This is a genomic window from Streptomyces sp. NPDC021622 (assembly GCF_040640795.1).
Lineage (GTDB): Bacteria > Actinomycetota > Actinomycetes > Streptomycetales > Streptomycetaceae > Streptomyces.
In genome coordinates this window covers 362,380-374,901 of record NZ_JBFACK010000005.1, presented here as the reverse complement: position 1 = coordinate 374,901, position 12,522 = coordinate 362,380, and the positions used below count along the sequence as shown (strand labels likewise).

Below are 12,522 nucleotides of genomic sequence, written 5' to 3'. Positions count from 1 at the left end.
GTGGCAGTGTTACACGCAGAACCACCGTTCCGAAATACCGACCAACGGAGTCCCCGTGTCGCTGCCACCCCTGGTCGAGCCAGCATCTGAGCTCACCGTCGACGAGGTTCGCAGGTACTCCCGCCACCTGATCATCCCCGACGTCGGGATGGACGGGCAGAAGCGGCTGAAGAACGCCAAGGTGCTGTGTGTCGGCGCCGGCGGCCTCGGGTCACCGGCGCTGATGTACCTCGCCGCGGCGGGCGTGGGCACGCTCGGCATCGTGGAGTTCGACGAGGTCGACGAGTCGAACCTGCAGCGCCAGATCATCCACAGCCAGGCCGACATCGGCCGCTCCAAGGCCGCGTCCGCGAAGGACTCCGTCCTCGGCATCAACCCGTACGTGAACGTGATCCTCCACGAAGAGCGGCTCGAGGCCGAGAACGTGATGGACATCTTCAGCCAGTACGACCTGATCGTCGACGGCACGGACAACTTCGCCACGCGTTACCTGGTCAACGACGCCTGCGTGCTGCTCAACAAGCCGTACGTGTGGGGTTCGATCTACCGCTTCGACGGCCAGGCGTCCGTCTTCTGGAGCGAGCACGGTCCGTGCTACCGCTGCCTCTACCCGGAGCCCCCGCCGCCCGGCATGGTCCCGTCCTGCGCCGAGGGCGGCGTGCTCGGCGTGCTCTGCGCGTCGATCGGTTCCATCCAGGTCACCGAGGCGATCAAGGTCCTGGCCGGCGTGGGCGACCCGCTGGTCGGCCGCCTGATGATCTACGACGCCCTGGAGATGCAGTACCGCCAGGTCAAGGTCCGCAAGGACCCCGACTGCGCGGTCTGCGGCGAGAACCCCACCGTCACCGAGCTCATCGACTACGAGGCCTTCTGCGGCGTCGTGTCCGACGAGGCGCAGGAGGCGGCGCTCGGCTCGACGATCACTCCCAAGCAGCTCAAGGAGTGGATCGACGCGGACGAGAAGATCGAGATCATCGACGTGCGCGAGCAGAACGAGTACGAGATCGTCTCGATCCCCGGTGCCCGGCTGATCCCCAAGAACGAGTTCCTCATGGGCACCGCCCTGGAGAGCCTCCCGCAGGACAAGAAGATCGTCTTGCACTGCAAGACGGGTGTCCGGTCCGCGGAAGTCCTCGCCGTACTGAAGTCCGCGGGCTTCGCGGACGCGGTGCATGTGGGCGGCGGCGTGATCGGTTGGGTCAACCAGATCGAGCCCGACAAGCCGGTCTACTAGGCGTAGCGCCTGAACGGAGATGGGGCCCCGCACCTATGAGGTGCGGGGCCCCATCGCCTTGACGGCTCGTCCTCAAACGCCGGACGGGCTGGAGTGGGCTGGTGTCTCAGGACTCGCAGACCTTGCCGTCCTGCGGCACCTTTCCGTTCAGGAAGTAGCCGTCGACCGCGTCGTCCACGCAGTCGCTGCCGCTGCCGTAGGCCCCGTGTCCCTCGCCCTTCCAGGTCAGCATCGTGCCGACCCCCTTGCCGAGCTCGTCGGCCATCTTCTGCGCGCCCTCGTAGGGCGTCGCCGGGTCTCCGGTGTTGCCGACCACCAGGATCGGGTCCGCGTCGGGGGCGGAGACGTCGGGGGAGTCGTGCAGTCCGGCCACCGGCCAGGAATGGCACCAGCCCGCCGTGTCCCAGCCCATGAACTCGCCGAAGACCGGCGATATCTCACGGAAGTCGGCGAGCTGCGCCTTCGCCTGCGCGGGCGTCGGGCGCGCCTTGCCGTCGCGGCAGGAGATGGAGCGCTGCGAGTGGCTCTGCGTGCTGTAACCGCCGGACGGGTCCCGCTCGTTGTAGGCGTCGGCCAGCTGCAGCAGCGCCGATCCTTCGCCCTTCTCGGCCTGCTCGAGGCCGCGCGTCAGGGCGGGCCAGCTCTGCCGGCTGTAGAGCGTGACCGTGATGCCGGTGAGCGCCAGGGACTGGGTGAGCTTCCGGTCGCCCGATCCTGGCAGCGGCTCGGCGTCCAGGCGCTTCAGGAGGCGCACTATCTTCTGCGAGCCCGCCTTCGGGTCCTGGCCCGACGACTTCAGATAGTTCTCCAGGGCGCGCTGGAAGCCCCGCGCCTGGTTCTTGGCGTGGCCCACCGAGTCCGCACTCGGGTCGACGACGGCGTCCAGGGTGAGGCGCCCCACCTTCTTGGGGAACAAGTGCGCGTACGTGCCGCCCAGTTCGGTGCCGTACGAGATGCCCATGTAGTGCAGCTTCTCGTCGCCGAGCACCTGGCGCATCACATCCATGTCGCGGGCCGCCTCGACCGTCGAGACATGGCCGAGGAGCTTGCCCGAGTTCCGCTCGCAGCCCGCGCCGAAGTCGGCCGCGTCCTTGAAGTACGCCGCTTCCTCGGCCGGGGTGTCAGGAGTGAGGTCGACGGACTCCGCGGCCTGCGTCTCCTTGTCGCTGCGGCAGCGCACGCCCTCGCTGCCCGCGACACCGCGCGGGTCGAAGCTCACCAGGTCGTACCGCTCGCGCAGCGTGTCGTACGAGTCGGCGAACGACGGCAGCATGGAGACGCCGGAGCCGCCGGGACCGCCGAAGTTGAACACGAGCGAGCCGATGCGCTCGCCCTTGCCGGTGGACCGGGCGCGTATCAGCGCGATGTCGATCGTCTCGCCGTTCGGCTTCGCGTAGTCCAGGGGGACCTTGAGGGTCGAGCACTGCCACTCGGAGCCGGGCGCGGGGTCCTGGCCCGATGCCTTGCAGCCGCCCCAGTCGAGCTTCTGGGCGTTGATCGTGGCGGGCAGCGTGGAGGAGGGATCGGGCCTCGGCTCCTGCTCGGGTCCGGTCGGGGCCGGCTTGGCGTCGTCCTCGCCGCCGTCCGACGAACCGCCGCAGCCGACGGCGAGCCCCGCCACCAGGACCCCTGCGACAGCCAGAGCTGCTGACCGTACGAAACGCGGCATGGAGCGCTTCCCCCCTTGGAAGACAGTCAAGCCATAGTAGGCGGGGCCTCTGACAGTGCCCTGGGCGGGCTTGGTCCCTTATGTGTCGCTTATGTATGTGTCGCTTATGCGCAGACCGTGCCGGCCTTCGGCACCGTGCCGTCCAGCAGATAGCCGTTCACCGCCTCCCGCACGCACTTGTTCTTGCTGTCGTACGCCCCGTGCCCCTGGCCCTTGTACGTCAGCTCGACACCGACGCCCTCGCCCAGCGCCTGAGCCATCTTCTTCGCGCCCTCGTACGGCGTCGCGGGGTCGCCCGTGTTGCCGATGACGACGATCGGCGGCGCGTCCGACGCGCTGACGTCCGGGTGGTCGGCGGCGCCCTGCACCGCCCAGTCGGTGCAGCCGACCATGCCCCAGGCCAGGTAGTCGCCGAACAGCGGGGAGGCCTCACGGAACTCGGGGAGCTTCTCCTTGACGTAGTCGGCGGTGTAACGCGCCTTGTCGTCAGCGCAGTTGATGGAGATGTTGGCGGCCTGGATGTTGCTGTACGAGCCGTCCTGGTTGCGGCCGTTCATGGCGTCGGAGAGCGTCATCAGGATCCTGCCGTCGCCGTCGTACGCCTGCTCAAGGCCGTCGGTGAGATACGGCCAGAAGTCCTTGGAGTACAGCGACTGGGCGATGCCGTTGGTGGCGGCGGTCTGGGTCAGTTCGCGCGGCGGAAGGGCGGGCAGCGGCTTGGCGTCCAGGTCCTTCAGGAGCTTCGCGATCCGGTCCTTCACGTCCTGCGCGGTGTCGCCGACGGGGCAGTCCTCGACCTTCGACGTGCAGTCCTCGGCGAAGTTGTCGAGCGCGAGCTGGAAGCCCTCGGCCTGGCCCAGCGAGCCCTGCTCCGCCGTCTCGGTGGGGTCGACGACCGCGTCGAAGACGGCACGGCCCACCTTCTTGGGGAACAAGTGGGCGTAGACGCCGCCGAGTTCGGTGCCGTAGGAGATGCCGAAGTAGTGCAGCTTGTCGTCGCCGAGGACTTGGCGCATCAGGTCCATGTCGCGGGCCGCGTCGGTGGTGCGTACGTGGGGGAGCACCTCGCCGGAGTTCTTCTCGCAGCCGCCGTTGAAGCCCTTCACGTTGTCGAGGAGCTGCTTCTGCTCCGCGTCGTCGTCGGGCGTGGAGTCCTGCTGGAAGTACTCGTCGAGCTGCTCGTCGTCCTTGCACTTCACGCCCGCGCTGCGGCCGACACCGCGCGGGTCGAAGCTCACCAGGTCGTAGCGGGTGCGCAGCTTGGCGTAGTCCTGTCCGAAGGCGGGCAGCGTGGTGATGCCCGATCCGCCCGGGCCGCCGAAGTTGAAGACGAGCGAGCCGATCCGACGGTCCTTCTCGCCGCTGGCCGCCGCGCGGATCAGCGCGATGTCGAGGGTGTCCCCCTTGGGCTTGTCCCAGTCGAGGGGGGCCTTCATCGTGGCGCACTGCCACTCGGCGCCGCCGGGCAGCGGCGACGGGGCTTCACCACCGCCTTCGGAGGCGTCGGGCGCGGGGCAGTCCTTCCAGCTGAGCTTCTGGGCCGACAGATCCTCGTCCTTGGCCTCGTCGCCGCCGCAGGCCGTGGCGGTCGATGACAGCAGGGCGACGATGGCGGCCAGGACGGTGGCACGCGCCTTCAGGTTGGGCATGCTTCCCATCCTGCGGGGGGCATGGACGGGGCGCACGGCTGGCTCGGCCTTCCGTGATCAGGCGCTCTTCTTAAGAAGAGGGCAGCTTCCTCAAGAGGAGCGCCGATTCCTAAAGCCTAAAGAAGGCCCTTCCTTGTCAGGTGGTTGAAGTACAGCCACCCCGGAAGCACCGGAAGCCACAGTGTGAGGAGCCGGTAGAGCAGCACCGCCGGTGCCGCCACGTCCTTGGGCACGCCCACGGCGATCAGACCGAAGGTGAGCGTCGCCTCGACCGCGCCGACACCGCCGGGCGTGGGCGCCGCCGAGCCGAGCGCGTTGCCGGCGAGGAAGACCACGGCGACGCTGGCCAGGGTCAGCGGCTTCATCTCCGCAGTGCTGAAGGCGCGTACCGAAGCGTCCAGGCACAGGACGAACAGCAGGGTGAGCAGCAGCATGCCGCCGATGCCGGTGAGCAGCTTCTGGGGGCGCTGCAGTACGTCCAGCATGCGCGGCACGACGCCCGCGAACAGCGAGCGCACGCGCGTGACGACGAATTTCCGCAGGAACGGGATCGCGGTCACCACGAGCACCAGGACCGCGACCGACAGCAGACCGGCGATGACGGTGCGGGACGGCGACAGGGACGGCGTCTTCTCCGTACCGGTCAGATAGCCGAAGATCATCAGCAGCATGATGTGCGAGCCGAGCCCGAACAGCTGCGAGGCCCCGACGCTCGCCACCGCGAGGCCGGAACGCACCCCGGAGCGCTGCAGGAACCGCGTGTTGAGCGCGACGCCGCCCACCGCGGCGGGCGCCACGATCTTCACGAACGATCCGGCGACCTGCGCCTGCACGGTCCGCAGGAACGGCACCCGCTCCGGCACGAAGCCGAGCAGGCTCATCGCCGCGGCCAAGTAGCTCAGCGCCGAGCAGGCCACGGCCACCGCGACCCAGCCCCACTCGGCCTCGCCCACGATCGTGCCGAAGTCGACCTGGGTGAGCTGCGAGAGCAGGAAGTACGCGCCGATGGCACCGGCGATGAAACTGATCAGCGTGCGCGGCCTGATCCGCTCGAGCTGAGCGGGCTCGACGGGCGCCTGCGGCCGGATGAGCAGCACCTGGTGGCGGATCTGGGTGAGCAGATCCTCCTCGCGTGCCTGCTCCAGGGCCACGTCTATGGCCTGCTTCTCGGCCTGCTTCTCCGCGCGCACGGCCTTGCGGTCGGGGCTCTTTGCGCCCTCCGCGGTCTCCGCCTCTGCCGCTTCGGCGGTCGCCGAAGCGGCCTCGGTGCGGGCCAGCTTCTCCTTGCGGGACGCTTCGAGCACGGCCTCGCGCTCGCGTTGTGACCGCTCCCGGGCCCGCTTGCGCAGCGTGGCGCGGGTGGCGCGGGTGAGGGCGATCGGCTGGAGCAGCGGCAGACAGTCGGCGACCGTGTCGGGGCCGAGCACATCCAGGGCGGTCGCGACCGCCCGCTCGGCGCCCACCCGCAGCCCGAAGGTGGTCAGGAGCTGCGCGATGTCCATCCGCAGGACCAGATCACCGGCGGCGATCTCACCGCCCCGCAGGTCCGTCAAGATCACCGTGCCGGAACGATCCACCAGAATCGCGTCACCCTGGAGCCTGCGGTGCGCGATCCGCCGCGACTGCAGCGCCTGCACCTGCCGCCAGGTGTCGCACAGCAGCTCGTCGGTGATGGCGTCGTCCGGCAGCGAGTCCAGGGAACGGCCGCCCGTGTGCTCGTACACGAGCATCACCGCGTCGGGGCCGAGCTCGGAGGTGGCGATCAGCTTGGGTGCGTCGGCCCCGGCCGAGATCGCCGCGTACGCGAGAAGGGCCTCCTGCTCGAGGGCCTGGCGCAGCGACTGCAGGCTGCGGCGCTGGGTGATGCCGCGCAGCGTGAGTCTGCGCCATACGCGGTAGAAGAAGCCCTGCGCCTGCTGCTCGCGGTCGATGACCGTGACGTCCAGGGGCGGGCCGTCCTCCAGGGTGACGAAATAGCGGCGGCCGCGGTCGCCGTGCTCCCCGCTGTCCGGGGACTCCTCGCGGGCCGCGCTCACGGGGTGGAAGCCGACGTGCCGCAGGCCGGCGAGGAGCGTCTGGCCGGTGGGCCTGACGTTCGGCGAGCCGACCGCGTACAGCGTTCCGTAGGCGACGCTCCAGCCGAGGAGCACGGTCAGGATGATCGAGAACGGCGTCGTGTAGCCGGTGACCAGCATGGTGAAGGCGTCGAGCAGCAGCACCACCCACAGCACCACGCGCCAGCGTGGTCGGCGGGACATCCCGACCGCTGTCATGTACGCGATTACGGGTGCGAGATAGCCGTGCACAGGATCGGTGAGCGCGTTCAGATCGCCGGGGGACGGCCGGGTCAGCGCCTCCTGGATGGAGTCCGGGGCGGCCCTGGCGACCCAGAGGTCGGTGGCGAGCGTCACGCCGTGCGCCAGGACGGCCGCGAGGACACCGTCGGCGATGCGCAGCCCGTCCCGTTTGATCAGGCGCTCGATGGCGAACGCGACGGGGACGAGCAGGACGCCGATGCTCGCGGTGAGGCCCGCGAACCTGATCAGCGCGTCGGGAGCCTGGTCCGTGCCCTTGTCGATGTCCTGGGCGAGGCCCGACGTCGTGCCGTGTGCGAACGCGGCGATGGCGAGGACCACGGCGATCGCGAGGATGCCGATGAGCAGCCGCATCAGGTCCGAAGGACGGTGCACGCGCGCGGCGAGCAGCGGTTCGTCACCGGCGACGCGGTCGGTGTGCGGCTCCGTCTCGTCGGCGCAGTCGTCGGAGACGAAGGCGTGCGCGCCCTCTGCTTCGGTGCCGGGCTGCTCTTCCGCGTTCGTCGGGTGCTTCGGGTGCTTCTCGTTCTTGTTCAGGGAGTGCCCACCGGTGTCCGGGTGTGACTCGGCCGCAGGGGTGCCCACCGTCTCATCGGGGTGCACATCCTGCTGCTCCGTCGTCTCTTCTTGATCTCGTATCACCAGTCACCGCCCGCACGATGGTGGCATGTCCGGCGGACAGAGGGGGGCATCAGGGTGCGATGTGGGGGCGCGAAGTGTTCCCTGGGCGCCAGTTTGTCTCGTACTGCACGCTCTGTCGCGGGACGGTCACGGTGTCGGTGGCGTACGGCAGGATGGTCCGGATGAGCGAGGAGAGCCGATCGGAGCAAGGGCTTCCGGAGTACCCAGAGTATGCGGAGCGGGTTCTCGAGGTCGCGGAGCTGATCCCTCCGGGGCGGGTGATGACCTACGGGGACGTGGCGGAGTGGCTCGAGGAGGGAGGGCCCCGGCAGGTCGGCCGGGTGATGGCTCTCTACGGAGGGGCGGTTCCGTGGTGGCGTGTGGTGCGCGCGGACGGTGTGCTGCTGCCGGGCCATGAACTGCGGGCGCTCGACAACTACCGCGCGGAGGGCACGCCCCTGCGCGAGGCGGGCCGTGCGGCCGAGGGCCATCTGCCCCGGCTCGACATGCGGCGGGCGCGCTGGGACGGCGGTGACGCGGCGGGCGGCGGCGGTGCCGATCGCCCGCAGGCTCCTCAGGCTCACACCTGACAGCTTCCGCCATCGGGCGGCCGCACGGGGGACCGGTGGCCCGTACGGGGGAAGCGACACGTCCCGCACGCCCGCTGGCGTAGCGTCGACAGCACGCATTTCTCTCCCCCCGCAGCCATCGCGCAGTCGTTTTTCGACCAGTAGACCCACCAGTTTCGACCAGCAGACCCACCAGGACCGGCGACCCACGTGAGTTCCCCTTCATCAGCTCGGCACACCCGGCACCTGTCGCACCACCAGGTGCGACAGGGGACCCCGGGTGCCTATCGGCTGGTGCGTACCCCGCCGGTCCGCGTGGATCCCCCTCGTCTTGACGCACCCCAGCGCGCGGTGGTTGACCACTCCGGAGGACCGCTGCTCGTCCTCGCGGGTCCCGGTACGGGCAAGACGACGACGCTCGTGGAGGCCGTCGCCGCGCGGATCGCGAAGGGCACGGAACCGGAGCGGGTCCTCGTCCTCACCTTCAGCCGCAAGGCCGCAGTGGAGCTGCGCGACCGCATGGCGCTGCGCATAGGGGCGGCGAAGGCCCCGCAGGCGACCACCTTCCATTCCTTCTGTTACGCCCTGATCCGCGCCCACCAGGACGCCGATCTGTTCGTCGAGCCGCTCCGCCTCCTCTCAGGGCCTGAGCAGGACGTGGCCGTGCGCGAGCTCCTTGCGGGCCAGATCGACCTGGAGGCCGAGGGGATCGGCCGCGTGCGCTGGCCGGACGAACTGCGCGCCTGCCTGACGACGCGGGGCTTCGCCGACGAGGTGCGCGCGGTGCTCGCCCGCAGCCGTGAGCTGGGCCTCGGGCCCGACTCCCTGGACGCGTTCGCCCGCCGCGCGGGGCGGCCCGACTGGGGCGCGGCGGCGGCGTTCCTCGCCGAGTACCTGGACGTGCTCGACATGCAGGGCGTGCTCGACTACGCGGAACTGGTGCACCGCGCGGTGCTGCTCGCGCGGCGCCCCGAGGTCGCGCGGGCCCTTGCCGCGCAGTACGACGCGGTCTTCGTGGACGAGTACCAGGACACCGATCCCGCGCAGGTGCGGCTGCTCGACGCGCTGGCCGGCGGCGGGCGTTCGCTGGTCGCCTTCGGGGACCCGGACCAGTCGATCTACACGTTCCGGGGCGCCGACGTGAACGGCATCCTGGAGTTCCCCGGCGACTTCCCGCGCGCGGACGGCACCCCGGCGCCGGTCGAGGTCCTGACCACGTCGCGCAGGTCGGGTGCCGGTCTCCTCGACGCCACCCGGCTGCTCACCCGCCGTATGCCGCTGACCAGGCTGCCGGCGGAGAAGGTGCGGGCCCACCGCGAGCTGGCCGCCGTCCGGGACGGCGGCCGGGTCGAGGCGTACACATATCCGACCTCCGGCGCGGAGCTCGACAACATCGCGGACATCCTGCGCCGCGCGCACCTGGAGGACGGCGTCCCCTGGGGCGAGATGGCGGTCCTGGTCCGCGCGGGCGCCCACACGATCCCCACGGTCCGCCGCAGCCTCACCGCCGCGGGCGTCCCCCTGGACATAGACGGCGACGACATCGCCCTGCGCCACGAGCCGGCGGTCACGCCGCTGCTGACGGCGCTGCGGGTGGTGGCGGAGGCGGTCACTTCTGGAGGGGATGTCTCCGTGGGAGGTGGCTCTGAAGAGGGCGTCTCCGAAGAGGGCGTCTCCGAAGAGGGCGTCTCCGAAGCGGGTCTCTCCGAAGAAAGCGCCCCCGAGGCCGACGCGGGGAGTGAAGCTGACGCGGGGAGTGAAGCGGGGAGTGAATTCGTCCCGCCCGCCTGGCTCGATACCGAGACCGCGCTCACCCTCCTCACGTCCCCGCTCGCCGGCATGGACGCCGCCGACCTCCGCCGGCTCGGCCGCGCGCTGCGCGAGGAGGAGCGCGCCGCGGGGAATCATCTGCCGCCGCCTTCGGACGAGCTGCTTGCCCGCGCGCTCGCCGAGCCGGAGCGGCTCGTCGCGCACGATCCCGCGTACGCCCGTGGCGCCCAGCGGCTCGGCGCCCTGCTCCGCAAGGCCCGTGAGCGCCTCGCGGGCGGCGGCACGGCCGAGGAGGCGCTCTGGGAGCTGTGGGACGGCACTCCGTGGCCGCGCCGCCTGGAGCGCGCCGCACGTCGCGGCGGGGCCGCCGGGCGCAACGCGGACCGCGATCTCGACGCGGTCTGCGCCCTGTTCGCGTACGCGTCCCGCGCCGAGGAGCGCACCGGAGGGCGCGGCGCCCTCAACTTCCTGGAGGAGACCGAGGCGCAGGACATCGCCGCGGACTCCCTCAACCGCAGGGCCGTACGCCCCGACGCCGTACGCCTGATGACGGCGCACCGCTCCAAGGGCCTCGAGTGGCGGCTCGTGGTGGTCGCCGGCGTACAGGAAGGCCTCTGGCCCGACCTGCGCCGCCGCGGCTCCCTCCTGGAGGCCGACCGCATCGGCAGGGACGGCCTCGCCGAGCCCCTGACCCCCGGAGCGCTCCTCTCCGAAGAGCGCCGGTTGTTCTACGTGGCCGCCACGCGCGCGCGTGAACGCCTCGTCGTCACCGCCGTCAAGGCACCCGCGGACGACGGCGACCAGCCGTCCCGCTTCCTCACCGAACTCGGCGTCGAGCCCAAGGACGTGACGGGCCGCCCGCGCCGCCCCCTGTCGGTCTCCGCGCTCGTCGCGGAGCTGCGCGCCACGACGGTCGACCCCCGGGTTTCGGACACCCTCAGGGAGGCCGCCGCGCACCGCCTGGCCCGCCTCGCCGCGCTCAGCGACGCCGACGGACGCCCCCTGGTGCCGTCGGCGCACCCGTACCGCTGGTGGGGCATGTACGAACCGACGGCGAGCGCGGTGCCGCTGCGGGACCGCGACAAGCCCGTCGTCCTCTCCGGAAGCGCCCTGGACCAGCTCGCCAACACCTGTTCCCTGCAGTGGTTCCTGGGCCGCGAGGTGAAGGCGGACGCCCCCGCGACCGCCGCCCAGGGCTTCGGCAACGTGGTCCACGTCCTCGCCGACGAAGTCGCGTCCGGCAGGACCCCCGCCGACCTCGCCGTCCTCATGGAGCGCCTCGACTCGGTCTGGGACTCGCTCGCCTTCGACGCCCCCTGGAAGTCGGCGCAGGAGAAGGAACACGCGCGCGTGGCGCTCGAACGCTTCCTCCAGTGGCACGTGATGGACCGCGCGAGCCGCACCCCGGTCGCCAGTGAGCACGACTTCGACGTGACCCTCGAAGCAGGCCCCTACGAAGTACGCGTGCGCGGCTCCATGGACCGCGTCGAGCAGGACACCGAAGGCCGTGCCTACGTAGTCGACTTCAAGACCGGCAAGCAGACCCCGAGCGCCGCCGACGTGGCCCGCCACCCCCAGCTCGCCGTCTACCAACTCGCCCTCCGCGAAGGCGCGGTGGACGACGCCTTCGACGGCGTACGCCCGGAAGCGGGCGGCGCGGAGCTGGTGCAGCTGCGCCAGGGCGCCGCCAAGAAGGACGGCGGAGAGAGCCTCCCCAAGGTGCAGGCGCAGGAGCCGCTCTCGGGGGAGTGGGTGGGCGACTTGCTCGCCACGGCGGCCGGCAAGGTCCTCGACGAACGCTTCTCACCCACCACGGGCCAGCACTGCACGCACTGCGCCTTCCGCGCTTCGTGCAGCGCACGCCCGGAGGGCCGCCACGTCGTGGAGTGACACCCGGGCGCGAGTGGCCAACATCACCTCGCGGCACTCGAGTTCATAGCAGCAGCACAGACCATCTAAAGTCGCGGCAAAGTTCCACATCTCTCGAGGAGAAACACACATGGCAGCCAACCGGAAGCTCCTGGCCGCGGCAGTCGCCTGTGCCGCCGCGTTCGTCGGCATCACGGGCTGCTCCAGCGAGGACGACAAGGACCCCTTCGAGGGCATGAGCGCCGACAAGATCGCCAAGAAGGCGGCCGACGCGTCCAAGGACGCGGGCTCCTTCAAGGTGACCGGCGAGGGCAAGCAGGGCACCGAGACGGTCAAGGTCGACTTCTCGGTCGCCAAGTCCGGTGACTGCAAGGGCAAGGTGGGCGGCGGCGCGGGTGGCACCGCCGAGCTGCTCGTGGCCGACAAGACCCAGTACATCAAGGGTGACGAGGCGTACTGGAAGGCCATGGGCGGCAGCGGCAAGGCGTCGACCATCAAGGACAAGTGGGTCAAGGCGCCGAGCGGCGGGAATGGCGGCGTCTGCGCCCCGGAGGCGATGTTCCAGTCGAAGGAACTCAAGAAGCTCGAGCGCGAGAAGGACTCCGAGGTCGACGGCAAGAAGGCGGCCGTCCTCACGAAGGACGACTCGGGCAAGAAGACCACCTTCTACGTTGCCGCCGAGGGCAAGCCGTACTTCCTGAAGATCGTCACCTCGGGCAAGGAAGACCCGGGCACGATGTACTTCAGCGACTACGGCAAGCCCGTTGCCGTCAAGGCGCCGGCGCCGGGTGACGTCATGGACATGGAAGAGCTCATGAAGCCCTGA

Annotated in this window: 7 protein-coding genes; 4 read left to right on the top strand and 3 right to left on the bottom strand. The window is 70.4% G+C overall.

The window, feature by feature from the left end; translation table 11 throughout:
- The first annotated feature begins 55 nt into the window (after positions 1-55).
- Positions 56-1,234, top strand: a complete 1,179-nt coding sequence (gene moeZ, locus AB0G47_RS12520; RefSeq protein WP_266870597.1) for an adenylyltransferase/sulfurtransferase MoeZ — start codon at positions 56-58, stop codon at positions 1,232-1,234.
- A gap of 106 nt (positions 1,235-1,340) precedes the next feature.
- On the opposite strand, the gene AB0G47_RS12515 is transcribed toward moeZ, so the two are convergent.
- From AB0G47_RS12515 to AB0G47_RS12505, 3 genes are all read right to left on the bottom strand, one after another.
- Complete coding sequence (locus tag AB0G47_RS12515) at positions 1,341-2,903, bottom strand: alpha/beta hydrolase (protein WP_360767661.1); 1,563 nt, start codon at positions 2,901-2,903, stop codon at positions 1,341-1,343.
- Between the two features lie 104 nt (positions 2,904-3,007).
- Positions 3,008-4,552 carry an alpha/beta hydrolase gene (locus AB0G47_RS12510; protein WP_360767658.1) on the bottom strand — a complete coding sequence of 515 codons (1,545 nt, stop codon included), beginning with the start codon at positions 4,550-4,552 and terminating at the stop codon, positions 3,008-3,010.
- Between the two features lie 116 nt (positions 4,553-4,668).
- On the bottom strand, positions 4,669-7,509 hold the full coding sequence (locus AB0G47_RS12505) for a lysylphosphatidylglycerol synthase transmembrane domain-containing protein (RefSeq protein WP_360767655.1): 2,841 nt from the start codon (positions 7,507-7,509) through the stop codon (positions 4,669-4,671).
- A 161-nt stretch (positions 7,510-7,670) separates the two neighbouring features.
- Here AB0G47_RS12505 and AB0G47_RS12500 point away from each other — a divergent pair, with 161 nt between their 5' ends.
- The 3 genes from AB0G47_RS12500 (at position 7,671) to AB0G47_RS12490 (ending at position 12,522) form a co-directional block, all read left to right on the top strand.
- Entirely contained in the window at positions 7,671-8,078 is a 408-nt protein-coding gene (locus tag AB0G47_RS12500; protein WP_360767652.1) for an MGMT family protein, read from the top strand.
- A 189-nt stretch (positions 8,079-8,267) separates the two neighbouring features.
- The gene (locus AB0G47_RS12495; protein WP_360767650.1) at positions 8,268-11,717 is read left to right on the top strand and encodes an ATP-dependent DNA helicase; all 3,450 of its coding nucleotides are present in this window, start codon (positions 8,268-8,270) and stop codon (positions 11,715-11,717) included.
- A gap of 109 nt (positions 11,718-11,826) precedes the next feature.
- Positions 11,827-12,522: a hypothetical protein gene (locus AB0G47_RS12490; RefSeq protein WP_360767647.1), complete on the top strand. Its 696-nt coding sequence runs from the start codon at positions 11,827-11,829 to the stop codon at positions 12,520-12,522.

Bases quoted from the DNA above. Each gene is read 5' to 3' on its own strand.
- AB0G47_RS12515 (WP_360767661.1), bottom strand. From the start codon at position 2,903: ATGCCGCGTTTCGTACGGTCAGCAGCTCTGGCTGTCGCAGGGGTCCTG.
- AB0G47_RS12500 (WP_360767652.1), top strand. From the start codon at position 7,671: ATGAGCGAGGAGAGCCGATCGGAGCAAGGGCTTCCGGAGTACCCAGAG.
- AB0G47_RS12510 (WP_360767658.1), bottom strand. From the start codon at position 4,552: ATGCCCAACCTGAAGGCGCGTGCCACCGTCCTGGCCGCCATCGTCGCC.
- AB0G47_RS12490 (WP_360767647.1), top strand. From the start codon at position 11,827: ATGGCAGCCAACCGGAAGCTCCTGGCCGCGGCAGTCGCCTGTGCCGCC.